The organism is Mucilaginibacter sp. JRF, from assembly GCF_015223065.1.
Lineage (GTDB): Bacteria > Bacteroidota > Bacteroidia > Sphingobacteriales > Sphingobacteriaceae > Mucilaginibacter.
Genome location: NZ_JADFBY010000002.1, coordinates 580299 through 606052, shown reverse-complemented (window position 1 = coordinate 606052; position 25754 = coordinate 580299). Strand labels below are relative to the sequence as shown.

Sequence of the window (25754 nt, the reverse complement as noted above, 5' to 3'; positions counted from 1 at the left end):
AAGCACATTATGAATAACAATATAGTAGTAGCCATTGACGGTTTCTCGTCGTGCGGAAAAAGCACCATTGCCAAAGCCTTAGCCAAAAAACTTGATTTTGTTTACATTGATACCGGCGCCATGTACCGTGCCGTTACCCTGTATTTTTTACGTAACGAGATAGACCTGACCAACCAAACCCAGGTTGAAACCGCCTTAAGCAATATTCATATCACCTTTAAAACTAAGGATGGCCAGGCCAACCTTTTTTTAAATGATGAAGATGTATCTGAGGAGATCAGGCAGATGCATGTGGCCTCGAACGTGAGCAAGGTGGCCGCTATACCCGCCGTGCGCCATGCTATGGTTAAGCAGCAACAACTGATGGGCAAATCTATCAATATCATTATGGATGGCCGCGATATTGGTACTACCGTATTCCCTGAAGCGCAGGTAAAACTATTTATGACCGCCGACCCTAAGATACGTGCCGAGCGCCGTTACAAGGAGCTGGTAGTTAAACAGCCCGATATTACCATGGAGGAGGTTTTTGACAACCTTGCCCTGCGCGACCATGACGATACCACCCGTAAGGAAAGCCCATTGGTACAGGCCGATGACGCTATTGTTTTAGATAACAGTTACCTCACGCCCGACGAGCAATTAGCCTTCGCGCTGGATAAGATAACACCTTTTATTAAGGCATAATATCACCCTCAAACCGCTCGGCAACCACGCCGAAGCGGTTTAAAAAATCCACCCCCTCATCGCTTGGCAAACCCTTGTACGCCGCGTACGATTTATTGAAGAATACATGCTTTATGCCTGCCGAAAATATCAGCCTGGCACATGGCAGGCATGGCGATAGCGTGGTATACAATGTGGCACCCTGCAAATTAGCACCATTTTTAACAGCATACAGTATAGCGTTCTCCTCGGCATGCAATGCTAACGAGCAGCTTCCGCGCGCGTCGCGTGGGCAGCCTGTATCGGGCCATTCCTCATCGCAGTTATGGGTTCCCGCGGGCGGGCCGTTGTAGCCTATAGAAATAACGCGGGTATCTTTAACCAATACCGCACCCACATGCGCTTTAATACAATGCGACCGGCGTGCTAAGTCGGTTGCGAGGTTCATGAAAATATTATCGAAACTGGGACGCATTTTGGTGAGTAGTTAGTGGTCAATGGTGAGTGGGCATTTGTCATTAGCCAATAGTCATTGGGATGTTTTTAATACCCTATTAAACAACATTGGCCAGTTATCATCAGCATACAAAAATAATGACTAATGACAACTGACCAATGAAAAATGACTTTGTACTAAAAATTAGTGCCCGCCTCCGGTTTCTACACTATCAATATCAATACCTTGTGATTTAAGTATGGCACCTGCTTTCCAGGCAAAGAATGCCAGGTAAGCGAAGCCGATAACCGGTACGATGTATGACAGGTGGATGCCTTCCGAATCGGCCAGGATACCCTGTACCGGCGGGATGATAGAACCACCCAATATCATCATGATCAGGAATGCTGAGCCCTGGCTGGTGTATTTGCCTAAGCCTGTAACTGACAATGAGAAGATTGACGGCCACATAATTGAACAGCATAAACCACCGCTCAGGAAAGCGAAGATAGCGAACATGCCTGTAGTCATTAAACCTACAACCATTGCTATAACACCTAAAATACCGAATAAGGCCAATGTACGCACCGGTTTTTGCTGACCGATAAGGAAGCCTACGATCAGTATAGCCACACAAATTGCGTAAGGGTAAAGGTTGCTTACATCAGTACCGGTAGCACCGTTAACACCCAATATAACACCAAAGGCAACAAAAGGCACAATGATGGTCAAAATCAATTTAGCAGTTTTTGAAAGATTAAATGCCGCGATGGCACCTGTCCATCGGCCAACCATTAAGCTACCCCAGTATAGTGATATAAATGGCGCAACCTGGTCGGTAGTATAACCGCCAAATGCAGGGCTCTCTAACAAGGCACCCATATTACTTTGGATGGTTACCTCAACACCTACATACATAAAAATGGCCAGCATACCGTAAACCAATTGCGGATACTGCATAGCGCCCCAACCAGCTTTGCTTTTGCTTGATGCCGATACCGAACCTATCAATGTTAACAATACTATAGCAAGCGATGCGTATACAAAGTAAGGTTGCGGAACACCGGTAGCGGTGCTCAGCGGATCAGCCGCCAAGATAAGCAGGAACGCCACGAAAAGGATGCCCAATGGCTTATTAGCCTTATTGCTTGGTTCCATTTCCTCATCGCTGGTTACGCTTGGTAATTTTGATATCCAAAAGAATATAGCTACCGCTATGAACAAGCCCGCCAATATTAAATACAAGCTGTTTACCGAAGCTATTTTAACCTCAGATGCAGGTATTTTAGCCGCTGCTGAGCCAAACAATACAATGTTTACAATGATGGGCCCCATGATGCTGCCGAAGTTGTTGATACTACCGGCAAAATTTAAACGGTGGGTACCTGTTTCGGGGCTACCTAACGCTATAACGAACGGGTTAGCAGCAGTTTGCTGTAACGAGAAACCTAAAGCTATAATAAAGAAGGTAACCAATATAAAGGCGAACGAGCCTGAGTTGATGGCCGGTACCATAATTAACGCGCCAATGGCCGAGATGATAAGGCCAACGATGATACCATTCTTATATCCCATTTTGTTCAGTATATCAATACGTGATGCTGCTGAGGCAAAATACAGGATAAGTGAACCCATAAAATAACCACCGTAAAAGGTAAAGTCGATCAATTGCGACTCGAATTGCGTTAGGTTAAAATGTGCTTTACAAAATGGTATGAAAATACCATTTGATGCTGCCAGGAAGCCCCAGAAAAAGAACACTGTAATAATGGTATACAATGCCGATCCGTAGCTTTTCGTTTTGTTTTGTTCCATTTTATAACTTGGTTGTACGAATTTAGTTTAAAGCACTAACATAAATCAATTTTTATAATTTCCTGTTATAAGATTACATTTATTACCGCGGCCAATAGATTTTTGTACGGTTTATGAGATAAAATTGCATATTCGCATGTTCAAAAAATGCCGCCCAAGATATAGTTAATGATAGACGCCATTATTTCAGGAATCGGTATAGGGTTGATACTAACCTTTATAACCGGGCCGGTTTTTTTCTCGCTCATAAAGGTGAGTATTGAAAGGGGCTTTCAGGCAGGTGTTGCCTTCGCGCTGGGTGTAGTATCAACAGATGTTGTATTTGTTGGTGCCATACTTTTTGGCTCACAATTGATAGATATTACCCCGCAAACCAAAATTTACGCGGGTGTGGTGGGCAGTGCCATACTGCTTATTATTGGCATCTACTATATATTTAAAAAGGCCGATGTTAACTACAACAACTCTACCCCATCAAAGCTTAAGCGTACCGGTTATTTTTTGAAGGGTTTTTTTATGTGTATTTTCAACCCTACCATCCTGTTTCACTGGATGATGGTTATCGGCACCGCCAGTACCACCTACCACGAGGGCATTCCCGATCGTCGCTTAAAAATAGCTATCATGTTTTTAACGGTGCTGATCGTGCAGTTCGGCTTAGATACGCTCAAGGCCTTTTACGCCAACAAACTGCGCGACCGTATATCAGTAACCCTGGTACACAAACTAAACCAGGTGGCGGGTATAGCGCTCATCATCGCCTCGGTTATTCTGTTCGACAGGCTGATCAGCCATATTGTATTTAAGTCAGATAAGGTTTCTTACTCTCCCGAAATTCATATTGGTAAAATACCATTTAAGCAATATGTGGCTACAACAGATAATAAATATACAATCCGATAATAAGTACAACGCTTAAGATCAACTGTATATATGTTTTAATGATCGTCTTTTTATAAAACAATAAAAGCACTATCATCAATTGTAGCAACGCAAAAAACGTTGATACTCTTAGAGTATACTTATCACTTGATACTCCCTCACCGTAAATAAAGAAATGAACGAATTGAGAAGCTATTTGCAATAAGATAAATAGCAAAACATTCAGAATCGCGATCATTATAAAATTCAATACATTCTTCAATTCACGATTCATAAATATCAATTCTAAGCATTTCAAATATATCAACTCCACGCTCATTCTTGTTTATACCCCACAAACAAGAAACGCCCCGTTTCCGGAGCGTTCTGTAAATTGTGTGCAGGTTATAACCAAATAAGGCTTACATGTAAGCACGTTGGTTTTTGCCTTCCATCCAGTTAACAAAAGCGCGGTTAACCACCTTGTTGCCACCCGGAGTTGGGTAGTTACCCGAGAAATACCAATCGCCGGTATGGCCAGGGCAGGCAATGTGCAGGTTATCCAGTGTTTGGTAAATTACCCTTACCTCTGCATTTGTATTTTTTGGAGTAATGATCTGTGCAATACGATCAGATATTTCCTGATCGGTAAATGGCTCGTAAATGGCCTTTACATAGTTTACCACCTGCTCTTTAGGCAACTTGGCGCTATCCTTACATTGCTGGTAAACCTTTAATAGTACATCCTCTTTACCGGCATCCTTAAGCAAGCTTACCGCCGCCTCAAAAGCCACAAACTCGCCCATGCGCGACATATCGATACCGTAACAATCCGGGTAACGTATTTGCGGAGCTGATGACACTACCACTATTTTTTTAGGGCCTAAACGGTCAAGTATCTTCAGGATGCTTTGCTTAAGCGTAGTACCACGAACTATGGAATCATCCAGTACCACCAGCTGATCGGTTCCGTTTTTTATCAAGCCATAAGTGGTATCATAAACGTGGGCAACCATTTCGCTGCGGTCGGCATCCTGGGTGATGAAGGTACGCAGCTTAACATCCTTAATAGCGATCTTCTCTACACGTGGAGCTAATTGCAGCACCTCGGTCAGTTCTTCATCGCTAATTTTGTCGGCGCGGTTAAGCAGCCTGTCGCGCTGGTATTTTTTAATGTATTTGTGCACACCCTCAACCATGCCGTAAAAGGCAACCTCGGCAGTGTTGGGTATATATGAGAATACAGTATTCTTAATATCGTGATCAACAAAATCCAATATCTGCGGGCATAACAACCTGCCTAATTGCTTACGCTCACGGTAGATAGATGAATCGCTGCCGCGCGAGAAATAGATACGCTCAAATGAACATGCCTTTTTCTCCAATGGCTCGCTGAACATATCTTCAGATACTTCGCCATTCTTTTTAACGATCAGGGCGTGGCCGGGTTTGATCTCGTTGATCTCATCAACCGGAATATTGAAGGCGGTTTGGATAGCCGGGCGCTCAGATGCCGCAACAACTATCTCATCGTTATAATAATAGAATGCCGGGCGTATACCTACAGGGTCGCGCATTACAAACGCGTCACCGTGGCCCATTATACCGGCAATAGTATAACCACCATCCCAGTTTTTGGCTGATTTACGGAGAATTTTGGCAACGTCCAGATCATTAGCTATCAGCTTGCTGATCTCAACGTTATCATCCAGTCCCTCGCGTTTGTACTGATCGAACAAACCCTGGTTCTCGGTGTCTAAAAAGTGACCTATCTTTTCCAACACGGTAACGGTATCGGCTTTCTCTTTAGGGTGTTGCCCTAAATCGTAAAGCTGTTGCAGTAGCTCGTCAACATTGGTCATGTTAAAGTTACCGGCAATTACCAGGTTACGTGTTTTCCAGTTGTTTTGGCGCAGAAAAGGGTGACAGTTTTCGATACTATTTTTGCCATGCGTACCATAACGCAGGTGGCCTAAAAGCACCTCGCCTGTAAAGCTCACATGCTCTTTTAACCATTCGGCATCGGCAAGCTTTTCAGGAAACTCCTTTTCAATGTCAGCAAATTTTTTCTGGATGTACTCAAAAATATCAGCAACGGCGTTTGAGGCCATTGAGCGGTGGCGACTAATGTAGCGCTTACCCGGTTCAATATCCAGTTTAATGGTAGCAACACCTGCGCCATCCTGGCCGCGGTTGTGTTGTTTTTCCATTAAAAGGTACAGTTTGTTTAAGCCGTACAGCGCAGTGCCGTACTTTTGCTGATAATAAGAGAGTGGCTTTCTTAGGCGGATAAATGCCACACCGCATTCATGTTTAATCTGATCGCTCATGATTTGGAATGAGGTTGCAAAAGTAAACTTTTATTAGCGATAATCACCTATCCTATTGTCATTAAAAAAGCATTAATATTGATATTAATTTAACATCTATTTAATCACCCTAAACGGCACGTGTTGGAACAAGCTTTTTGCGCAACCATTTGCGCACAGGTTCATCGTACCATTTTAAGGCCGCTAAAGCGAATAATATAAAAAACACAAATAAGCCAATGGCTATGGGTACGTTTTGCCCGGCAGTTGGCTTGGTAACACTTATCCAATAACCATATATGTAGATAAACGGGTAATGGATGAGGTAAAGCGGGTATGATATATCACCTGCGAATTTACAAACGGCCGCCCACCTGCCGCTTACCCTGCCCCCTGCCCCGGCGGCTACCATTAACGGGAATATCAGGATGATACAGCTTACATCATATAAACCATTAAGCTGGAATCTCGGCATAAAAAATAATACGATCAATAGTAACGAGCATAGCGGATAGGTCATGGGTATACGGATCAGCTTACCCATACGGAACAGCAGTAAGCCCCCAAAGAACGGGAACACCATGCGTACCGGGCCTGCCCAAAATGTTTCAAAACTCCAGCCTAAGCCTAAATAGTTTTGATACAGGGCTGTCACAATTAAAACTATGCCCGATATAATTACCAAACCGATCAATGCCGGTTTATTTAACTTTCGGCCTGTTACCGCGTAAAGGATATTGGCGATATACTCCTGCAATAACGACCAGCATGGGCCATTAAGCGAATGGATCTCGCCCCAGCCGCGAACATCCGGCGCGGGTAAAATGGTATAGCTGATTAGGGTGACGCCAATGAGTTTGATCAGGCTGATATCAAAAGAACTGCTGCGAAACGGATCGACCCAGAAAGCAATAGCGCCCACGGTAATGCTGAATATCACCATGGGGTGCAGGCGCGCGAACCTTATTTTCAGGAATTGCCATACCGTCATATTCCCCCCCCATCTATCATCATAAGCATAGCCTACCACAAAGCCCGATAGCAGGTAAAAGAAATCAACCGCGAGGTAACCGTGGTTCATGGGGTGTGTTTCGGGCGGAAAGTTAACCTCAAGTATGTGGAAGATAACAACAAGAATGGCGGCCGTACCCCGCAATCCATCCAATATAGGGTAATGTGGTTTCATCAAATAAAAAAATGCTTATGACACCTGTAAAGTAGTCATAAGCATTTAAAATTTTAGTATGTAAACGGTTTGTTATAGTTTTTCGCCGTGCTGGCTAACGTCCAAACCAACAATTTCTTCTTCCATTGATACACGTAATGGCGATATCAGGTCGGTAACCTTTAATAATAATAACGAACCAAAGAACGCGAATATTGATGTACCTACCAGGGCTACCATCTGTATCATGAACAATTTAGTTTCACCAAAAAACAGGCCGTTACCGTTGGCAATACCCGGGTTAACGTTTTGATGAGCGAACACACCGGTAAGCACCATACCCACCATACCGCCAACACCGTGGCAAGGGAATACATCCAGCGTATCATCAATTGAGGTACGGGTGCGCCACTCTACTACCAGATTACTTACCACAGCTGATATGATACCAATTGCCAGCGAGTGCGGTACCGATACAAAGCCCGCGGCCGGTGTAATAGCCACCAAACCAACCACAGCGCCTATACAGGTACCCATGGCCGATGGCTTGCGCTTGCGCAACATATCAAAAAATATCCAGGTGATGCCTGCCGCTGCTGACGCTGTTGTGCTGGTTGCCAGCGCGCTTACCGCCAAAGCGTTTGCGCCCAAAGCCGAACCTGCATTAAAGCCGAACCAGCCAAACCACAGCAAACCTGTACCGATGATAACATACGTGATGCGCGCCGGTGAGTGCGTAGCCTCGTTACGCCGTTTTAAATAGATGGCCGATGCCAAGGCCGCCCAACCTGCCGACATGTGTACAACGGTACCACCGGCAAAATCAAGCACACCCATTTTGGCCAGTATACCATCAGGGTGCCAGGTGCTGTGTGCCAGCGGCGAGAATATGAATATGGAAAATAATATCAGGAAGATGATGTATGAATTGAAACGGATACGCTCGGCAAAAGCACCGGTAATTAATGCCGGGGTGATGATTGCGAACTTTAACTGGTACATGGCAAACAACAGCAATGGAATGGTTGGTGCCATTGGCCAGGTAGCTGTGCCCAGCATACCCTTCATCATAAAAAAGGTTGATGGGTTGCCTATAACCCCGCCTATGCTTTCGCCAAAAGCTAAACTAAAGCCGAATATACCCCAAATAACCGTGATGATAACCATACATACGATGCTTTGCAGCATGGTTGAAATCACATTTTTTTTGTTGACCATACCACCATAAAAAAAGGCTAAACCAGGTGTCATGATCAGCACCAGAGCCGTCGACATCAGCATCCAGGCGATGTCAGCACCGTTGAATTGCGATTTCTCAGTGGTATTCAGTTCAACCGAAGGATAAATAAAGGTGAGTACTAAAGCAATCAGGATTAAAAGGAAGGGAAAGTACCGTTTCATTAATTTTTCAGACAATTAAATTTAGAATGGCGTGAAAATATGATTTTTATTATAAAATCACTACTATTTTTATAGTTTTTGAAAAATTTTGAAACAAAGTATGATCTTTACAATACTTCGTACAGCCAATTTGGGAAAATACCGAACAAAATAAGCAACAACGACAACACCAGTCCTAAAAAAATCACTTTTTTATCCGAATAGTCGTGCTCAAATGATGAGGCTCCTTTCCTTAAAAACAGGTTAAGCGGAATTTTGATATAGTAAAACAGCGATACCACGGTAACAACGGCACCGGTTATCATTAAAGCAAGCAACCAAACATCATGATTTTGCTGATAAACGCTGTAAACCGACGAGAAAACGAAAAGCTTACCCGTAAATCCCGCCGAAACCGGCAAACCCGTTAGCGATATCAATACAATTACAAAGCAAACCGATACTATGGGGTATTTAAAGCCTAAGCCTTTGTATTCGGTTACCTTTTCGGCACCGGCCTGGTTGCTGAAGTAGCTGGCCAAAAGCAGCGCGGCAATATTGGCAATGGCGTATACAGCTAAATAATAGATGAGTGAATTTAACCCCTGCGGCGAATAGGTTACCACCGCCATCAGCGCGAAACCGGTATGCCCTATGCTTGAGTAGGCCAGCATACGTTTTACGTTTTGCTGCGCCACGGCGGCAAAGTTACCGGCTATCATGGTGATGACACCTATGGCCGACAGCACCAGCCTGAAATCAAAATCGGGATGAGGCACTACGGCTACAAAGGCATTCACAAAGTTTATCAGCAAGGCAAAGGCCGCAATTTTAGGCACGGTTGAAAGGTAGGCCGTAACAGGCGTAGCGGCACCTTCATAAACATCGGGCACCCAAAAATGCACGGGTACAAATGATAGTTTGAAGCCTATACCTATCAACACCAATGTGAGGGCTAACCCTACCCCGGCGCTGCCGGTAGCGGTGAGGTTCACCATAAACTTAGGGTCCCAAATATCGAGCGAGCCGGTAAAGCCGTACAGTAATGATATGCCATACAGCAGCACAGCCGACGATGCCGCACCGAATAACACGTATTTTAAACCAGCCTCGGCACTCAAACCAGTTTCAGAACAGTATGCCACCATCAAATATGATGCGATGGATACCATCTCGACCGCCAAAAAGATGGACAGCAGGTTGGTAGCCATGGCAAGTAAATGCAACCCAAGTACCGAGCCTATGGTGATGGTATACAGATCAGACAATCCTTTTTTGTGCGAGGCGAGCTTATTATCCCAAGGGAAATAAACCATAAGCAACATCGTGAGCAGATCGATGACCGCTTTAAATGATACCGTTTTACGATGAAGCAACAGCATGCCATTAAATAGCGGCTGCATACCACTACCCTTTAAAAGCATCCACCATTGGTCATAATCCTTAAAGAATACAATGATCAATCCTGCTATACCAATAGCCCGGCAGTATCTTTCGGAGTGCTTACCTATAAACAGATCGGCAAGCAGCACCAAAATAAACAGCGCGCTCAAATACAGCTCGGGCACAAAATAGTGTACGTCGCCTAATATACTGCTTAGCTGCTGGGATATGGTGGGTAACAGGTCGTGCATTTATTCTATAATAACGGATTGATCTTTAGGGTAACTTACCTGGTATTTAACCTGCAATTTTTTATCCTGCTGCGAATTTAGCATAAAACTCCATGAAAGCTTACCGTTAAGTTTATCGCTTTCGGCACCGGATGTTTGCTGCACATCTACCCCTATTGATGAATTTTGCGATACCGGAACCTGATCCTCTATCAACAAATTAACCGGCTGACTTTTGCGGTTTTTAACAGCTATGAGCCAGTCGCGGGTTACTTTACGGGTTGAGCCGAAGCTTTTTTTCTCTTTCAGATCCTTTTGCAGCGTGCGGGTAACCTGTATGCTTTTATCAACACCTAACGACAGGCTGAGCGTGTCATTAGTTGAGCGTGTATCAATCAATGATTTACCGATGAACGTGCCCTCAAAAAACAGGTTAGCCTCGCCCGATAAAAAGTTGTATTTGTTCCAGTCGGTCAGCGTTGCGGTTAAAAACACATCGGTACTCAACTTGGGCGCAACATAATACTGATAGTTTGCAGGCAGCTCAAAGCTGTTTATCTCAACCAAATATTGTTTGCCATCACCCGGAATATTATAGGGGTTTTGAATAGCGAACTCAATATTAGTTTGATTTTCAATCTGCTTAACAGTTATAGGAATGCTACTATCCACAACGGCAAGCCCGGCAACCTTGCCTCTTAGCGCCTTATCTGCATTATTGCTATAGCCATAGCCCACAACTACCACTTCGTTCAGGGTATTTTTATTCTCATTTAAATTCACGTTAAGCACCGGCTGTGTGGCCGTCATCTCACGTGTTTCATAGCCAATATAGCTATACTCCAACACCGGGTTACCGGCAGGTACTTGTAATGAGTATGAGCCTGAAGCATCAGTAACCGTACCGATTGATGTGCCCTTAACTTTAACAGTTGCGCCTATCAACATTTCGCGGCCGCTAAAAACCTTGCCGGTTACTTTGGTTATGCTGGTTGTGCTATTTAAAGCGTACATGCCAACATTCAAATAATACGGTGTTAACTCGGGTTTTGAGCCACTGGTTGTTGGGTTGCCTGTTGAGAGGGTAAGCTTTACATTACGCCAATCTTCGCCGCATTGTTGCGATACATTGGCTTTATAAACTATATTGATAGGGCTGTTAACGTTTTTAGCCCTGATATCGTAAACCGGGAACCACGACGCGTTTTTAACTACGTAGCTAAGGGTAAATGCCGCTTGCAATATTTTGGTTGATGACACAGTTACCAATACATTACTGGTAGCTTTGCTATTGCCTGCATCCATATCGTTGATCTGCTTATCAAACTTGCGCAACTGGATGTTTAGCGTGGCTATTTCATTTTTAATAGCCTGCTGCTTTTTCCTGATATCGGTTAAGCGGGTGGTTTGAAACTCCAGGGCCTGGCGCAGCTTTACCAGATCGAGGTTGTTATTTTGCCCCGATACCTGCTGATTTTTTAACAGCATGGCACTTTCTTCCTGGTATATGTTCAATAAATTGTTCTGCATGTCCAGCTTATCCTGTATCAGTTTCTTTTGCTCCTCTAACTCCTCTATCCTTTTTTCTTTCGTTTGTTCGTTTAAATAATCAAGCTCATGCTTAACCGACAGTATGGTAAACTCACCTGCCGCTTTTACCTGTATACTTTGCACATCAACATCGGGCGATATATTATCAAAAACCAATGTTGATGTTCCGGGCGTTATGCTAACCGCTGCCGTACGCATTACCTGCGCGCTGTTTAAAAACACGGTTACCCTGGTAACCTTTGAGTTTATTTTTTGCCCCTCGTAGCCTTTTGCCAGTTGCACAGCAAATAGCATACAGGCAACCATAAATAATTTTTTTAGCATGATCGTTTCAGATTTAGATGAATACTTCTGTTGTTGTTATGTACAGAAGATGCACGATCATGCGCCTTTCCATAACGAAAAGGCAGTTTTTTATTTATTTCTTTAAAAACTCCACCAAAGCCAGCACGCTGCCGTTGGCCACATCCAATACCAGCGATGGGAATATGCCCAGCGCCAGGGCCATAATGGCTAAGGGCACCAGCGTTAATGTTTCGCGGGTGTTGATATCCTTGAGGGCTGTGCGCCATATTTCGCCGCCCTTTAACAGGGGCTGGCCGAAGAACATGCGTTGCAGCGTCCATAAAAAGTAGGCCGCGCTTAATAATATGCCTATTGAACCGCCAATGGCCATCCAGTAAGGCAGCAGTCCGTTTGTGGTTGATGATTTGAAAGTACCGGCCAGCGTGAATGCCTCGGCAACGAATGCTGAAAAGCCCGGCAAACCCAGCGACGCGAAAAACGCGATCATCACAAATACGGTATACTTCGGCATAATGGTACCCAGGCCGCGGAAGTTGTAAATATCCCTGTCGTGCACGCGATTGTACACCACCCCTACCAAATAGAATAACATTGACGACAGAAAGCCGTGGCTGATCATCTGCAACACCGCACCGCTGATACCTTCGGCAGTTTGCGAGGCTATGCCCAGCAGCACAAAACCCATGTGCGATACGGATGAATAGGCTATCATACGTTTCAGATCGCGCTGGGCAAGGGCATTAAGCGCGCCATACAATATGGATATCACACCCAGCAAGCCCAACCAAAACGCTCCGGAAGATGCCACCTCCGGGAAGATGCCCAAACATATACGGATGATACCATAGCCACCTATTTTAAGCAGCACACCTGCCAGTATGATAGATACCGGGGTTGGGGCCTCTACGTGGGCAACCGGCAACCAGGTATGCAACGGCACCACAGGCACCTTAATAGCAAAGGCTACAAACAACACTACAAAACCCAATACACGGGCAGGTATACCTAATATGGTTTGCTGCGCGGCAACCGAAAATACCGAGCCATCACTGTAATTGGCAGGGTTCATCATCTGTACTATGTTGAATGTGTGACTACCTGTAGATGGATCGGTAACGGACAGGTATAAACCTACCATCACCAGCAGCATAAATACCGAACCAAATAATGTATACAGAAAGAATTTGATGGCCGCGTACTCGCGCCTAACGCCGCCCCACATCCCTATCAGGAAGTATAGTGGCAACAGCATCAGCTCATAAAACAGGTAGAACAGGAAGAAATCCAACGCGCAGAACACGCCGATAACGGCCATATCCAACAGTAAAAATAAAGCAAAAAAGCCCTTAACATTACTGCTTATCTCCCATGATGCTACCGTGGCTATCACCATAACCAAAGTACTCATTACCAGCAACGGTACCGATATGCCATCAACCCCTACAAAATAATCGATCTGCATGGTACCCATAGAGCCAAGGTCGAGGTGTATCCAGGGTAGTTTTTGAACAAACTGAAACTGATCTTCGTGGTTAATACCGCCAAAGCCCGCTCCTGTTTTAAAGTCGAGGTACATCCAAATACTCAACGCGAACTGTGCCAGCGTAGCCAGCAGGGTAATATATTTATAGCTTGCCCGTAGTGATGACGGCAGCAGCAATATTATCGCGCCGAACACTATGGGTATGAATATCAGTATCGTTAAAAGGTTCATCAGGTTATCAGATGAGTAATTTAAAAATAAACACTAAAAGCACCACCGCCAGCATGCTGTACAGGTAGTACTGCAATTTACCACCCTGAAACAACCGCACCAGGTTACCAATGCGCCGTACCAGTACGGTGATCATATAAATAATGCCGTTCACAATATAGCGATCGGCCCATTCAGCAAGTGATGATAGCAGGCCGACGATATTGCGCAGCAGGTTCACCACGCCGTCAACAACGGTACGGTCAAACCAATAAAGCAGGTTGCCTAATGCCAGCGCGCCCTTTACAAACAGCTTGTTGTAGGCAACATCAAGATACCATTGGTTGTATGATAGTTTGAACAGCCAGCCGTTTTGCCGCGCCACATAATTGCGTTTTACATACATGGCATAGGCCAGGTATATCACCATCACACTAAAAATATTTACCCCTATGGGGATCATGGTATGGTAAATATTCATCCTTTCCAAATGGTTTGATGGCAGGAAACCCTCGTACAGCCAGGCATGTTCATACAACCACGGATGCAAAGAGAACAACGGGAACAAGCTGCAAAGCGCCAGCAATATCAGCGGCAGTTTATAATTCCAGCCGCCATCGCTAATGTGCAGCTTTATATCCGGCTTAATATCCAGCAAACGGAATTTGCTGAAAAATACTTTTACTATCAGTCGGCTTACGTAAAAAGCCGTTAGCAAACTGGTTAACAATGCACCCGCGGGCACCAGTTGAAAGTACCAGGCTTTGCCTTCGGCCCATTCAAAGGCCTGTATCAGTATACCATCTTTTGACAGGTAGCCCGATGTGAATAGTAAACCGATCAACGCCAAGCTGCCTATTACTGACGTGATAAAAGTTAAAGGCAGTTTTTTACGCAGCCCGCCCATGTATAATATATTCTGCGGATCGATGTCGAGATGATTTTCGTGCTTGATGTGCTGCATCTCGTGGATAACAATACCGGCCACCAAAAACAGCAGACATTTAAAGAAAGCATGCGTAGCCAAATGGAAAAGCGACGAAGCATAAGCCCCTACTCCCATAGCCAGCACCATAAACCCAAGCTGCGATATGGTAGAATAGGCCAATATCCTTTTCAGATCGTTTTGCGTAAGGGCGATGCTCGCGGCCATAAAGGCGGTAAAGCAGCCGATAATGGCGAACACGCTTAATTCTTCGGGCGTGAATAATGGATATGCCCTGCCCAACAGGAATACACCGGCGGCCACCATGGTTGCGGCATGTATTAAGGCTGATACAGATGTTGGGCCCTCCATAGCATCAGGCAGCCAGGTATGCAGCGGAAACTGCGCCGACTTAGCCGCCATGCCTAAAAATATACCCGTAAAGGCCACATATTGCCAAAATACAGGCAACTGACCATTGGGTGCTATCCATACACCATTTTCGATGACCGACCGTGAAACCAGGCCGCCATCGCCAAATAGCTGAACCAGATCAAACGTACCATATTGCGCGAACAGGATGATGATGGCCGATAATAGTCCCACATCGCCTATCCTGTTCATGATGAAGGCTTTTTTATTGGCCTGTACCGCTTTATCGCGCGTAAACCAAAAACCTATAAGCAGGTATGATGAAAAGCCCACCAACTCCCAAAAGGCATAAAGCAGTATAGTACTATCAACCACTACCAGCGCCAGCATGCTGAAACAAAAGAAGCTGAGATAGGTAAAGTATCGGTTAAAGCGTTCATCCTCCTTCATGTAAGCCATGGAGTAGATGTGTACCGGCAGGGCGATAACAGGCACCAAGGCCAACATCATTACCGATAGGTTATTGAGCCATACACCGGCGTAAACCTTAGTAGCGCCAATGGTAAACCAAAGTTGCTGTGTATGTACGGTAGTAGTATTCCAAATGGCGGCAAAAACACTGATGGCAAACACAGCGCTCAGTAATATGGCGATGGTTGATATCCACCCGGTGATCTTTACCTTATTAGGAATAAAGTTATTGATAACCGCGGCAAGCAATGGCAATACCACCGCCACCACCGTGTGGAACGTTTGTATATGAGCTATATGGGCCTGATCGGGTATCAATGTTTAGTTTTTTTTCTTTTTGTTTTTTGTAGTTATGATGATCACACCATGAGAAGCCTTTATGCCGTAAACAGCAGTTGCCGCAACATCTTTAAGCACCTGGATTTTCTGTATATTTTCAGGCTTTATTTTTTCGAGTTTTTTGATATTCTTTTCAACGCCATCAACCAGCAATAAAGGATCACCGGGAGCTACCGTACTTAAGCAAACTAATCGTACAGGTTTTTTACCGGTTCCTAATTTATTTGTATCGATTAATCCATCTTTAGCTTTCTGTAAATAATCAGGATCAATATGTTCTAATAACGTTTCAGATGTGTCAAATACACTGACGCGGCGGTTATCAGTTTCTTTTGGGCTGATAATAATAGATACAGGCTTTTTGTATTCAAAATCACCTTTAACAGTCCACAACCCGACCAACCCGGTCGAATCAACCGCTCCCTCTTTAGCTAAAGGAATTATCGCGCCATCAGCTGATACAATATGGGGCACATATATCACTTTTTGAGCAAACGCCTTACCCGCGAATACACCCATCAGCATAAAAACAATGTAAAATATCCTTATCATGCTCAATCTCCCAGGTTATTAATTTTAGATGGGTCAATGGTTTTGTACTGCCTGTAAACATTCAGAATAATGGCCAGTGCTACGGCAGTTACCGCCGCGGCCAGCACTATGGCAAACAGGGCGAACACCTGGCCGCCATTGTTAATTTTATCGTACTTCCCAAAGGCTACCAGGTTTAATATGGCGGCATTCAGCATCAGTTCAACGCCTATCAGTATTTGTATGGCGTTGCTTTTAGCCACAACCATGTATAGGCCTATGCAAAACAGCGCCGCACTAAGCAGCAAAAACTCATTTAAGCCGATCATGCCTGCGGCTCCTTTCTGGACAAGTGTGCCGCCCCTACCAGCGCGAACATCAGCAGTATGGAGATAGCCTCAAAGGGCAACAGGTAGCGCGTCATCAGGTTTATGCCGATGTGTTCAATCAATACCGTATCAGGCTTGATCACGTTCCCCTCGGCTACGGCGGTTTTTACCCAATCGGCTTCGTTCACGTTGATCTGCCTTAAGGCAACAAACATCACCACAAAAAACATAACCGCCAGCAACACGGCAGGCAGCTTACTCAGGTTGATAAAATTGCTTTTTTGGCTCTGGATAACCTCCAACGTTTCGCGACCGGACAGCATAAAGGCGAACAGGATAAGCACCAGGATGCCCCCTACATAAATTACTATTTGGGTAACGGCCACAAAATCGGCCAGGGCAAGCACATACAAACCCGCCAGCGCGAACAGCGTAACAAAGAACATGAATACCGAACGCACCAAATTTTTAGCCGCCGCCACATACAACGCCGAAGCCAGCGCAATGGCCGACAGGATGTAGAACATAATCTTTACCAACGTCATTGCCCTTCCTCCTTCTTTTTCATGGCGGCAAGTTTGGCGGCTTGCTTTTCGGCATTTTGTTTTTCAAGGAGCATACGTTTTTCGTCGGCCTCCTCCTTCGTCATGTCCGAAAATTCGTATACCAGGTCGCTCAGTTCAAACACTGTACGGTCGTAAGTATTGGTCATGGTGATGCACTCGGTAGGGCAAACTACGGTACACAAGCCGCAGTACATGCACTTGGCCATGTCAATATCAAACTTGGCGGCATACAGTCGCTTGGTGGTACCATCAGATGTTTGGCCGATAGCTTCCGTAGCCTTTATCGATACAATATCGATACAATCAACCGGGCATATCTTAGCGCACAGATCGCACACAATACAGTCGTCCATCTCCACATCCAACTGGTATCGCCCCACTTCGGGCACGGGCAGCTGTTGTTTTGGATATTGTATAGTATTGGTTCCCTCAAGCCTTTTAAAGTAATTATCATCACTCACCCGGGTAACCTCACGTGTTTTTTTCGACGCGAACAAGTGGCCCACGGTAAGGGTCATCCCCTTCCATGCAGTAGTTAAGCCATTTATCGCGCTTTTAAACATGCTTTGTAAATTCTAAAATCTAATTTCTAAATCCTAAAATCTAAACTCTAAGTGCTAATTTCTAAATCCTAAAATCTAAACTCTAAGTGCTAATTTCTAAATACTAAAATCTAAATTCTAAACACTAAAATCTAAATCCTAAACACTAAATACTAATCTAATCTCTAACCACAAATCACCAACCTCTAACCACTGATCTCTACCCCCCACCTCACCAATCACTACTCCCCGCTCACAAAACTACATCAACCACAACCGCCATACGCCTGATATTAGTATACAGGCAAAAGCCAGTGGGGTAAGTACCTTCCAGCACAGGTTCATCAGCTGATCCACGCGCAGGCGGGGTAGCGTCCAGCGTATCCACATTTGTACGCCAACCAGTGCCAGGCTTTTTATGGCTACCCAAAATATACCCCAGAATATGCCGGTTGTCCAGTCGGCTAACCTTAACCCTGCAATGTTGGGCAGTGGCGTATTCCAGGCACCTAAAAATAGTACAACGCCTATCATTGATACCAGGAACATCATCGAATACTCGGCCAAAAAAACAAAGGCGAAACCCAAGCCCGAATACTCGGTGTGAAAACCGGCTACCAGCTCTGATTCCGCTTCCGGGATATCGAACGGGGCACGGTTCGCTTCGGCCAGCGATGCTATAAAGTATATAACGAACGCCACAATTAAATGTGGTGCCCTAAAAATGTTCCAACTCAAAATGCCGCCAATGTTGGTAACATCCCAAAAACCCAAAAACTTAACCGTTTCTGCCGATGCTACACCTTGCTGGGTGGCTATAACTTGCAGATCTAGCGATTGGGCTATCATTACCGCCGATATGATGGCGAAGCCCGCCGGTATCTCGTACGAGATTATCTGCGCGGCCGAACGCATAGCGCCCAATATGGAGTATTTATTGTTTGAGCCCCAGCCCGCCATCAATATACCCAATGTTTCTATCGAGATAATGGCGAACACATAATAGAGGCCTATGTTAATTTTTGATGGCACCAAACCCGGCCCCCAGGGTAGCGCGGCAAAGCCCATATAAACGGCTACAAAAATGATTACCGGAGCCAGCACAAACAGCCATTTATCGGCCTTGGCAGGGATGATGAGCTCCTTTTGGATCATCTTTAATATATCGGCAAAGGTTTGCAGGGTACCGAATTTTCCGGTTTCTGTAGGGCCCAGCCTATCCTGTATATAAGCCGATATTTTACGCTCGGCATATACCCCGAACAGCGCGAACAGGGCGGCAAAGGCGAATAGTCCGACAGCTACAAGAAAATATATTAGGTAATTACTCAACGTCCAAAAAAATCACTTGGCTGCAAACTTAGCAAATGCGCCGTAAATATTCTATGTATTTGGTAGATTATAATAGGATTTTGATTTATGAATTCGGGAGAGGGTTTTTTGATCTTGAATTTCGGATGTTGAATTTGGGATTTGCGTTGGATGATTGGGATATACAAATGTTAAGATAAAATAGCTTAGGCCATGTCACCCTGAGCTTGTCGAAGGGCTAACGAGTTGTGAATTAAGCGGCGAGTGCTTCGAAAAGCTCATCATGACAAAACGGTCGAAAATCGTTCGAGGATTGCTTCGTACCTCGCAATGTCGCGTTTTTAGTATCCTTTTACGATAGTGGATTTACTACCTTTACCCCGTGCCCGAAACATTAGAATTCCCCCTAACCATTACTATCCCTGATAACCATGTTCACGTTGAGCAATTCCTCAATAAACTGCTATCTATCAAAGAAAACCACGCGCTGATGTGTAACCGGTTAGAGCGTTACCATTGGGGTATGGGTACCAGTCCGGAGGTTAAGGCGTTTAGTGTTGAGTTGGTGAAGCCTGCTGCTGATGGTTTGTCGGGATCATTCAGGTGCAGGTTCAGGGTGAATTATAGCTTTACCTGTTCGGGTATTGAAAGCGGCGAGAACAATACCATTAGTTGGGATTACACAATAGACGAGATAAAAAGCGCCATCTTTTTACAGGGCGAAACACCCCTTACCCGTGATGGTGATGATATTTAGGCGGCCTGCTTTTTAAGTAACGCGTTCTGCCATTTAGGGGCATGCAAAAATTGCTTGTTATCAATAAAGCTCAGCCATAAAACAGTGGTTATTACCCCCGTTACCGAACCTGCTACCACATCCTCAAAAAAATGCTCGCTGAGGTACATGCGCGAGTAACCCGCGAATACCGCCAAAACAAAAAGCACAACACCCCAGGCCTTTTGTCGCGAAAAATAGGTAAGTACTACAGCCGTTGAAAATGCCGTAACCGAATGCCCCGAAGGGAAGCTATGCACCAGGTAAATATGTACATCTTTAACAAAGTGTATACCCTGTAAACGTTCGGCAAAGTATAGTTTGGGGCGGGGGGCATCAAACGCGAACTTTAATATCTGGGCTATAATTGATGATACGGCATAGCTTGTCGCCAACAAAAAGGCCTTTCGGTAACTTACGAACAATACCAGCACAACAGCTATCGCGATGGTGAAAAGCCCATCGCCAATGTTGGTGTAGAAACGAAAGAACAGATCGGCAGCCTCGTTATACTGGGAATTTACCGCGAAATAGATCTCCTCGCGCGAGTAAATGAATTTAAGACTCAAACAGATGACTAAAAATAACAGATACAGGACAAAAAAAATATCAATACGTCGCAGCACATCTTTTATTCCTATATTCATGGGTGCAAATTAAACCTTATACAGGTGCTATGCAAAAAAATGGTTATGTTTGGGGTTGATTGGCCTCATAAAAGCATTTAATAAATGTCGAAAAGTATATTTCGTAGAAAATCCGTTTCAAAAATTTTAGCCGATGTTGAAAGCGGTTTCAGCGACAGCGAGCATTCAGGCGGCGCAACCCACCTCACCAAAGCACTTAAAGTAAAGGATCTGACCCTGATGGGTATTGCCGCCGTAATTGGCGCCGGTATTTTCAGTACCATTGGCGAAGCCTCTTTTCATGGCGGGCCGGGGGTAAGTATCCTTTTTGTTATTACAGCCATTACCTGCGGTTTTTCGGCATTATGCTATGCCGAGTTTGCCTCGCGCATACCGGTTGCGGGCAGTGCCTATACCTATGCCTATGCTTCGTTTGGCGAACTGGTGGCCTGGATAATAGGTTGGGATTTATTAATGGAATATGCCATTGGTAACATTGCCGTGGCCATATCATGGAGTACCTATTTTGTGAATTTGCTGGAGGGTTTTCATATCCACATCCCGGCATATCTCACCATGGATTATTATACCGCCCTTAAAGCGCACGAGGACATTGAACAACTTACAGCCGGAGGCCACATTGCCGATATAACCGACAAAATGCGCCATGCTGCCGCGGCCTTCGCCAACGCGCCGGGTGCAGGTAATTTTAAGCTGATAGCCAACATACCGGCACTGCTTATTGTAGTAGCCATAACCTACCTGGTATACATCGGTATACGCGAAACTAAAAAAGCAACCAATGCTATGGTGATGTTAAAGATTGCTGTAGTGATAGCCGTTATATTGTTAGGCTTCTTTTACGTTACGCCAGCCAATTGGGACCCATTTATGCCTAACGGCTTTGGTGGTGTGATGAAGGGGGTATCGGGTGTCTTCTTTGCTTATATCGGGTTCGATGCCATATCGACCACAGCCGAAGAATGCGAGAACCCGCAGCGCGATCTGCCTCGTGGTATGATCTATTCGCTAATTATTTGTACTGTTTTATACGTGCTGATCGCCCTGGTATTAACGGGTATGGTGAGCTATAAAGATTTGCAGGTAGGCGACCCATTGGCGTTTGTATTCGCTAAGGTAGGCTTGCCTAAAATAAGCTATGTAATTTCGGTAAGCGCGGTTATTGCTACCGCCAGCGTATTGCTGATATTCCAGTTAGGGCAGCCTCGTATTTGGATGAGCATGAGTCGTGACGGTTTGTTGCCAAAGGTATTTTCACGCATTCACCCTAAATTCAAAACACCATCATTCGCTACTATAGTTACCGGTTTTGTTGTGGCCATACCAGCCCTATTCATGAACCTTACCGAGGTTACCGACCTAACCAGCATCGGCACACTGTTCGCCTTTGTATTGGTTTGCGGTGGTGTGTTGCTTTTACCTAAAGAGGCTGCTGTACAAGGGCGCTTTAAGCTACCTTACATCAATGGTAAGTTTATTGTACCTGCCTTGTTTATTGGTGCGGTTATTGGCTTTCACAAACCAGTATTTGAATTACTTTCGGGCGAGAACGTGCACGAGCGTTTCCCGCTGATATTGTTCATTATTGTAAGCGCGGGTATAGCTGTAGTATCATTTATTAAAAACCTGTCGCTAATACCGGTACTGGGTTTGTTAAGTTGCCTTTACCTCATGACCGAGCTTGGCTATATCAACTGGCTGCGCTTTTTGGCCTGGCTGGTTATCGGTTTGGTGATCTACTTTACCTACAGCTATAAAAACAGCGCGTTGGGGAAAAATCCAATTGAACTGCCGGATAATAAAACACTTTAAGCGCCCAGTATCTGCCGGTATAGTTTATAGTAATCGCCAACCATTTTATCGCACGAGAACTGTGAGGCTGCCCATTGGTAGCATTCATTCCTTTTAATGTTGGGTAGCAGACTAACGGCCTTTATGGCTTCGTCAACGTTATTTACAAGGTAACCTGTTTGCTCATGTTTTATTAACTCCGGCATCGAGCCACGATTGAATGCGATAACCGGTGTACCACAAAGCATGGATTCGGCTACACTCATGCCAAACGGTTCATCAAAGTTTATGGGGTGCAGCAAAGCTGATGCCTTGCCTAATAACTCCTTTCGTTTATCCGGCCCGGCATGACCAATGTATTGTATCTGATCATCAAGATGTGGTTCAACCTTTTCGCGGTAATAGCCCTCATCCTGAATAATGCCAGCTATCAGCAAACGTTTGCCGCTACGCCTGGCTATCTCAATAGATTCGGCAGTGCCTTTATGGTGATGTATGCGGCCAAAATAAAGCAGGTAATCTTCAGGTTCGGCGTTGAAAGCGAAATCCTTTACATCCAATCCGTTGTAAACCGTGGCCAGGTAATCCAGTTCGGCGCTTCGATCTGAATTACTGATGGACACATAATGCCCCCTCGAATTATATTTTTTATAAACCGGGATTATCTTCTCCGATGAAAAACCATGTATGGTAGTGATCAATGGTGTTTTGATCAACCCCGAATAGGTAAGCGGCAAAAAGTCAAAGTTGTTATGGATCAAATCGAACTCACTTGCCTTTTCCATCAGGTTGCTAATGTGCAGGCACTCTAAAACCTTGGCATCCTGGCCGCGGTCTTCCTCATAGCCTTGCTCGCATATCGCTTCCAGTTTACCGGCAGTAATTGAATCGCCCGTGGCAAAAAGGGTAACATCAACGCCCAGCTTTATCAAGCCCTCGGCAATGTTTGATGCTACCTGCTCCCACGGCCCGTAATGCCTGGGCGGTGTGCGCCAGGCTACGGGTGCTAATACCGCTACCTTCATTTAGCAGATCTGTACGCTGTGGCCAAACTTGTTGTACTCGTACTCCAGCTCAAAGGCTTTCAATACAGTAAGGTGCGATATCAGGTAAGCCAATGTACTTTCGGCACCCTGATTACGGTTAATGCCCGTTGGCAGTAAGCCATCGCAGCAGCCTTTGGTTTCATGGTCGTAAAGCGGTGCGCGCAACGTATTTTCGCCCAGGAACCATTTATAGCTCAGGAACATTTTTTCGATATACTCCGGCGTGCGGAATATTTTGTAGGCCTGGAAGTGCATTAATACCATGGCCATGGTTTCAATAGCCTGCTGATCGTAAGTAGGGAAGGTGCCACCACGGTAGTACCATCCATCGTTACCCACAGGGCTTAAATATCCATTAGATAAAGTCAGTTTATCCAGGAACGACATGGCTTTCATGGCTACTACACGTACTTCCTCATTACCGGTAATCTCGCATGAGTGTAGCAGTGCTAATGGCAGGATGGCGTTATCATACGTCATGCCTTCCTCAAACCATTGCCAATCGTCGCTTGCGGTATTGTTGAACGCGTCAACCAATGGTTGTGTTAGCCTTACCAGTTCCTGCATCATACCTTCGTCGGCAGGTACTGCTTGCAGGTAGAGGCTGATGCCGATAATGGTATTGGCCATTCCACGCAAATATTTAAGGGCACGAAAATGCGGGTATGATTTCTGGAATATTTCGAGCGCGAACTCACGATACGAGTTGCTGGCCGCGCAGCCTATTAAATGACCCAAAGCCCAAACGGTACGACCGAATGAATCCTCAGAACCAATCTCATCCAGATACCTCCTGTCGAAACTCAAAAAGTTGCGGAAGTTGCCATCATCAGTTTGCATGTAGTGAATGTAGCTCAAGTATATCGGCAATAACTCAAAGGCCTCTTCGCTTTTATTACGCTGATAAGCCATCAGCGCCATAATGAGCGCGCGGGCATTATCATCCAAACAATAACCTTCCTTTAAGTTAGGAATGCCATATTTAGCGTGTTGAACAATACCGGTATCATCCGTTAAGCGCAAAACATGTGTTAAGCTGAATTTTGGCAATATCTCGGGGTCAACAATGCTGTTCTTAAGTATCTTGTCGCTAAAGTCATGGCTCATGCATGATTCCTGCGCTACCTTAATAAATTCGGCACCAATAACGGGGTAACGCAAGTGCAGGCCATATTGATAAGCGTTTGTTTTCAGCTCATTCAATACAATGCTGTTATCAAGCAGTTCGTTCACAATATCGGCAAGGGCTTCTGAATTTTTAAAATCGAACAAACGGCCACGGTTATGGTCAAGCAATTCCTGCGCGTGCCAGTATGGTGTTGATACCACCGCCGCACCCGAACCAACAGCGTATGATAATGTACCGCTGGTGATCTGTGCCTCGTTTAAATATGGCGTTACATACACCTCGCAGGCGGTAAGGTAATTGATCAATTCCTCCTCAGATACGAACTTATTGATGAACGCCAGGTTTTTTGAAACGCCCAATTGAGCGGCAAGGCTTTTTAAAGAATCGCGGTATTCCTCGCCTGAGTTTTTAAGTACGCCGGGGTGCGTGTTACCTAAAATAACATACATCACATCAGGGTGCTTTTCTACAATTTTCGGTAAGGCTTTGATAACCGTTTCCAAACCCTTATTGCGGCTTAACAAACCAAAGGTGAGCAACACCCGGTGGTTTTTAAATGAAGAAAGCGACTTTACCGGATTTTCTGCGGGTGCTTCCAGATCAGGCACACCGTGTTCAATGATCTGTATCTTTTCTTCCGGAATATCATATATCGATGTAAGAAACTCTACCGCGCGCTGGCTCATCACCACAACCTTTGATGATTGCTCGGCTATCTCGCGGATGATGATGCGCTGCACATAGCTGGGTTCTTTTAGTACAGTATGTAATATCGAGATCAACGGTTTCTCCAAACGATTGATGAGCGGTAAAATATAGATTCCACTTTCTCCGCCAAAAATACCGAACTCATGCTCCAATATACAGGCATCAACCGTGCTGGTGTTGATATAGTTGGCGGCACGGATGTAATCCTTTTGATTATTTTGGCGCACTACATATTTTACCTCCTCGGGGTACTCATATTCTTCCAGATCACCCGAGTCATTCAGGGCAACTACATAACCACCGTCCGAGGGCTTTTTGCGTTCCGAAAAGTTAGCATTTATGGCGCGCATCAGGTTTTGGTTGAATGTAGCTATCCCGCATTCTCTCGGCGGATAGGTTGATATGTAGGCGATCTTCATTGGTATATGTTGATTTTAATTTTTAGTTGAATGTGCTAATGATACAATGTGTCTACGC

Annotated in this window: 21 protein-coding genes; 4 read left to right on the top strand and 17 right to left on the bottom strand. The window is 45.0% G+C overall.

Annotated elements, in window-relative coordinates; translation table 11 throughout:
* Window positions 1-9 precede the first annotated feature (9 nt).
* A complete protein-coding gene (gene cmk, locus IM792_RS08095) occupies window positions 10-687 on the top strand; it encodes a (d)CMP kinase (protein WP_194101320.1) in 678 nt (225 codons plus the stop codon).
* On the opposite strand, the gene IM792_RS08090 is transcribed toward cmk, so the two are convergent.
* Window positions 677-1141 (bottom strand): dCMP deaminase family protein, encoded by a 465-nt coding sequence (locus IM792_RS08090; protein ID WP_194101319.1) that lies wholly within the window; start codon window positions 1139-1141, stop codon window positions 677-679. The two genes, cmk and IM792_RS08090, sit on opposite strands and share 11 nt — an antisense overlap.
* 165 nt (window positions 1142-1306) lie before the next feature.
* Window positions 1307-2917 carry an MFS transporter gene (locus IM792_RS08085; RefSeq protein WP_194101318.1) on the bottom strand — a complete coding sequence of 537 codons (1611 nt, stop codon included), beginning with the start codon at window positions 2915-2917 and terminating at the stop codon, window positions 1307-1309.
* Window positions 2918-3085: 168 nt separating this feature from the next.
* On the opposite strand from IM792_RS08085, the gene IM792_RS08080 reads away from it, so the two are divergent.
* Window positions 3086-3820, top strand: coding sequence for a LysE family transporter (locus IM792_RS08080; RefSeq protein ID WP_194101317.1), 735 nt, complete (start codon window positions 3086-3088; stop codon window positions 3818-3820).
* A 380-nt stretch (window positions 3821-4200) separates the two neighbouring features.
* On the opposite strand, the gene IM792_RS08075 is transcribed toward IM792_RS08080, so the two are convergent.
* The 12 genes from IM792_RS08075 to nuoH form a co-directional block, all read right to left on the bottom strand.
* On the bottom strand, window positions 4201-6108 hold the full coding sequence (locus IM792_RS08075; RefSeq protein WP_194101316.1) for a class II glutamine amidotransferase: 1908 nt from the start codon (window positions 6106-6108) through the stop codon (window positions 4201-4203).
* 109 nt (window positions 6109-6217) lie between these two features.
* Window positions 6218-7273 (bottom strand): acyltransferase, encoded by a 1056-nt coding sequence (locus IM792_RS08070; protein ID WP_194101315.1) that lies wholly within the window; start codon window positions 7271-7273, stop codon window positions 6218-6220.
* Between the two features lie 72 nt (window positions 7274-7345).
* A complete protein-coding gene (locus tag IM792_RS08065; RefSeq protein ID WP_194101314.1) occupies window positions 7346-8653 on the bottom strand; it encodes an ammonium transporter in 1308 nt (435 codons plus the stop codon).
* Between the two features lie 107 nt (window positions 8654-8760).
* Window positions 8761-10266 carry an NADH-quinone oxidoreductase subunit N gene (locus tag IM792_RS08060; protein ID WP_194101313.1) on the bottom strand — a complete coding sequence of 502 codons (1506 nt, stop codon included), beginning with the start codon at window positions 10264-10266 and terminating at the stop codon, window positions 8761-8763.
* Window positions 10267-12120 carry a DUF4139 domain-containing protein gene (locus IM792_RS08055; protein WP_194101312.1) on the bottom strand — a complete coding sequence of 618 codons (1854 nt, stop codon included), beginning with the start codon at window positions 12118-12120 and terminating at the stop codon, window positions 10267-10269.
* Between the two features lie 94 nt (window positions 12121-12214).
* Entirely contained in the window at window positions 12215-13816 is a 1602-nt protein-coding gene (locus tag IM792_RS08050) for an NADH-quinone oxidoreductase subunit M (RefSeq protein WP_194101311.1), read from the bottom strand.
* 7 nt (window positions 13817-13823) lie between these two features.
* On the bottom strand, window positions 13824-15881 hold the full coding sequence (locus IM792_RS08045; RefSeq protein WP_228084984.1) for an NADH-quinone oxidoreductase subunit L: 2058 nt from the start codon (window positions 15879-15881) through the stop codon (window positions 13824-13826).
* Between the two features lie 3 nt (window positions 15882-15884).
* Entirely contained in the window at window positions 15885-16454 is a 570-nt protein-coding gene (locus IM792_RS08040) for a TonB-dependent receptor plug domain-containing protein (protein ID WP_194101310.1), read from the bottom strand.
* A 2-nt stretch (window positions 16455-16456) separates the two neighbouring features.
* Window positions 16457-16762 (bottom strand): NADH-quinone oxidoreductase subunit NuoK, encoded by a 306-nt coding sequence (gene nuoK, locus IM792_RS08035; RefSeq protein WP_194101309.1) that lies wholly within the window; start codon window positions 16760-16762, stop codon window positions 16457-16459.
* Window positions 16759-17307: an NADH-quinone oxidoreductase subunit J gene (locus IM792_RS08030; RefSeq protein ID WP_194101308.1), complete on the bottom strand. Its 549-nt coding sequence runs from the start codon at window positions 17305-17307 to the stop codon at window positions 16759-16761. Before IM792_RS08030 ends, nuoK begins: the two co-directional genes overlap by 4 nt.
* Window positions 17304-17891, bottom strand: coding sequence for a 4Fe-4S binding protein (locus IM792_RS08025; RefSeq protein ID WP_194101307.1), 588 nt, complete (start codon window positions 17889-17891; stop codon window positions 17304-17306). The genes IM792_RS08030 and IM792_RS08025 overlap by 4 nt, the downstream gene beginning before the upstream one ends.
* Window positions 17892-18131: 240 nt before the next feature.
* Window positions 18132-19202, bottom strand: coding sequence for an NADH-quinone oxidoreductase subunit NuoH (nuoH, locus tag IM792_RS08020; protein ID WP_194101306.1), 1071 nt, complete (start codon window positions 19200-19202; stop codon window positions 18132-18134).
* Window positions 19203-19563: 361 nt separating this feature from the next.
* On the opposite strand from nuoH, the gene IM792_RS08015 reads away from it, so the two are divergent.
* Entirely contained in the window at window positions 19564-19938 is a 375-nt protein-coding gene (locus tag IM792_RS08015; RefSeq protein ID WP_194101305.1) for a hypothetical protein, read from the top strand.
* Here the strand turns inward: IM792_RS08015 and IM792_RS08010 are convergent.
* Complete coding sequence (locus tag IM792_RS08010) at window positions 19935-20603, bottom strand: phosphatase PAP2 family protein (RefSeq protein ID WP_194101304.1); 669 nt, start codon at window positions 20601-20603, stop codon at window positions 19935-19937. The two genes, IM792_RS08015 and IM792_RS08010, sit on opposite strands and share 4 nt — an antisense overlap.
* An 84-nt stretch (window positions 20604-20687) precedes the next feature.
* On the opposite strand from IM792_RS08010, the gene IM792_RS08005 reads away from it, so the two are divergent.
* A complete protein-coding gene (locus IM792_RS08005) occupies window positions 20688-22415 on the top strand; it encodes an amino acid permease (protein WP_194101303.1) in 1728 nt (575 codons plus the stop codon).
* On the opposite strand, the gene IM792_RS08000 is transcribed toward IM792_RS08005, so the two are convergent.
* Together IM792_RS08000 and IM792_RS07995 are read right to left on the bottom strand one after the other, a co-directional pair.
* Window positions 22412-23419 (bottom strand): glycosyltransferase family 4 protein, encoded by a 1008-nt coding sequence (locus IM792_RS08000; protein WP_194101302.1) that lies wholly within the window; start codon window positions 23417-23419, stop codon window positions 22412-22414. The two genes, IM792_RS08005 and IM792_RS08000, sit on opposite strands and share 4 nt — an antisense overlap.
* Window positions 23420-25696: a glycosyltransferase family 4 protein gene (locus IM792_RS07995; protein WP_194101301.1), complete on the bottom strand. Its 2277-nt coding sequence runs from the start codon at window positions 25694-25696 to the stop codon at window positions 23420-23422. It abuts the gene before it with no gap.
* Between the last annotated feature and the right edge of the window lie 58 nt (window positions 25697-25754).

Coding starts and splice junctions, on each gene's coding strand:
- IM792_RS08085 (WP_194101318.1), bottom strand. CDS start 2,917: ATGGAACAAAACAAAACGAAAAGCTACGGATCGGCATTGTATACCATT.
- IM792_RS08090 (WP_194101319.1), bottom strand. CDS start 1,141: ATGCGTCCCAGTTTCGATAATATTTTCATGAACCTCGCAACCGACTTA.
- IM792_RS08070 (WP_194101315.1), bottom strand. CDS start 7,273: ATGAAACCACATTACCCTATATTGGATGGATTGCGGGGTACGGCCGCC.
- IM792_RS08050 (WP_194101311.1), bottom strand. CDS start 13,816: ATGAACCTTTTAACGATACTGATATTCATACCCATAGTGTTCGGCGCG.
- IM792_RS08075 (WP_194101316.1), bottom strand. CDS start 6,108: ATGAGCGATCAGATTAAACATGAATGCGGTGTGGCATTTATCCGCCTA.
- IM792_RS08005 (WP_194101303.1), top strand. CDS start 20,688: ATGTCGAAAAGTATATTTCGTAGAAAATCCGTTTCAAAAATTTTAGCC.
- IM792_RS08010 (WP_194101304.1), bottom strand. CDS start 20,603: ATGAATATAGGAATAAAAGATGTGCTGCGACGTATTGATATTTTTTTT.
- IM792_RS08000 (WP_194101302.1), bottom strand. CDS start 23,419: ATGAAGGTAGCGGTATTAGCACCCGTAGCCTGGCGCACACCGCCCAGG.
- cmk (WP_194101320.1), top strand. CDS start 10: ATGAATAACAATATAGTAGTAGCCATTGACGGTTTCTCGTCGTGCGGA.
- IM792_RS08025 (WP_194101307.1), bottom strand. CDS start 17,891: ATGTTTAAAAGCGCGATAAATGGCTTAACTACTGCATGGAAGGGGATG.
- IM792_RS08030 (WP_194101308.1), bottom strand. CDS start 17,307: ATGACGTTGGTAAAGATTATGTTCTACATCCTGTCGGCCATTGCGCTG.
- IM792_RS07995 (WP_194101301.1), bottom strand. CDS start 25,696: ATGAAGATCGCCTACATATCAACCTATCCGCCGAGAGAATGCGGGATA.
- nuoK (WP_194101309.1), bottom strand. CDS start 16,762: ATGATCGGCTTAAATGAGTTTTTGCTGCTTAGTGCGGCGCTGTTTTGC.
- IM792_RS08055 (WP_194101312.1), bottom strand. CDS start 12,120: ATGCTAAAAAAATTATTTATGGTTGCCTGTATGCTATTTGCTGTGCAA.
- IM792_RS08060 (WP_194101313.1), bottom strand. CDS start 10,266: ATGCACGACCTGTTACCCACCATATCCCAGCAGCTAAGCAGTATATTA.
- IM792_RS08080 (WP_194101317.1), top strand. CDS start 3,086: ATGATAGACGCCATTATTTCAGGAATCGGTATAGGGTTGATACTAACC.
- IM792_RS08040 (WP_194101310.1), bottom strand. CDS start 16,454: ATGATAAGGATATTTTACATTGTTTTTATGCTGATGGGTGTATTCGCG.
- IM792_RS08065 (WP_194101314.1), bottom strand. CDS start 8,653: ATGAAACGGTACTTTCCCTTCCTTTTAATCCTGATTGCTTTAGTACTC.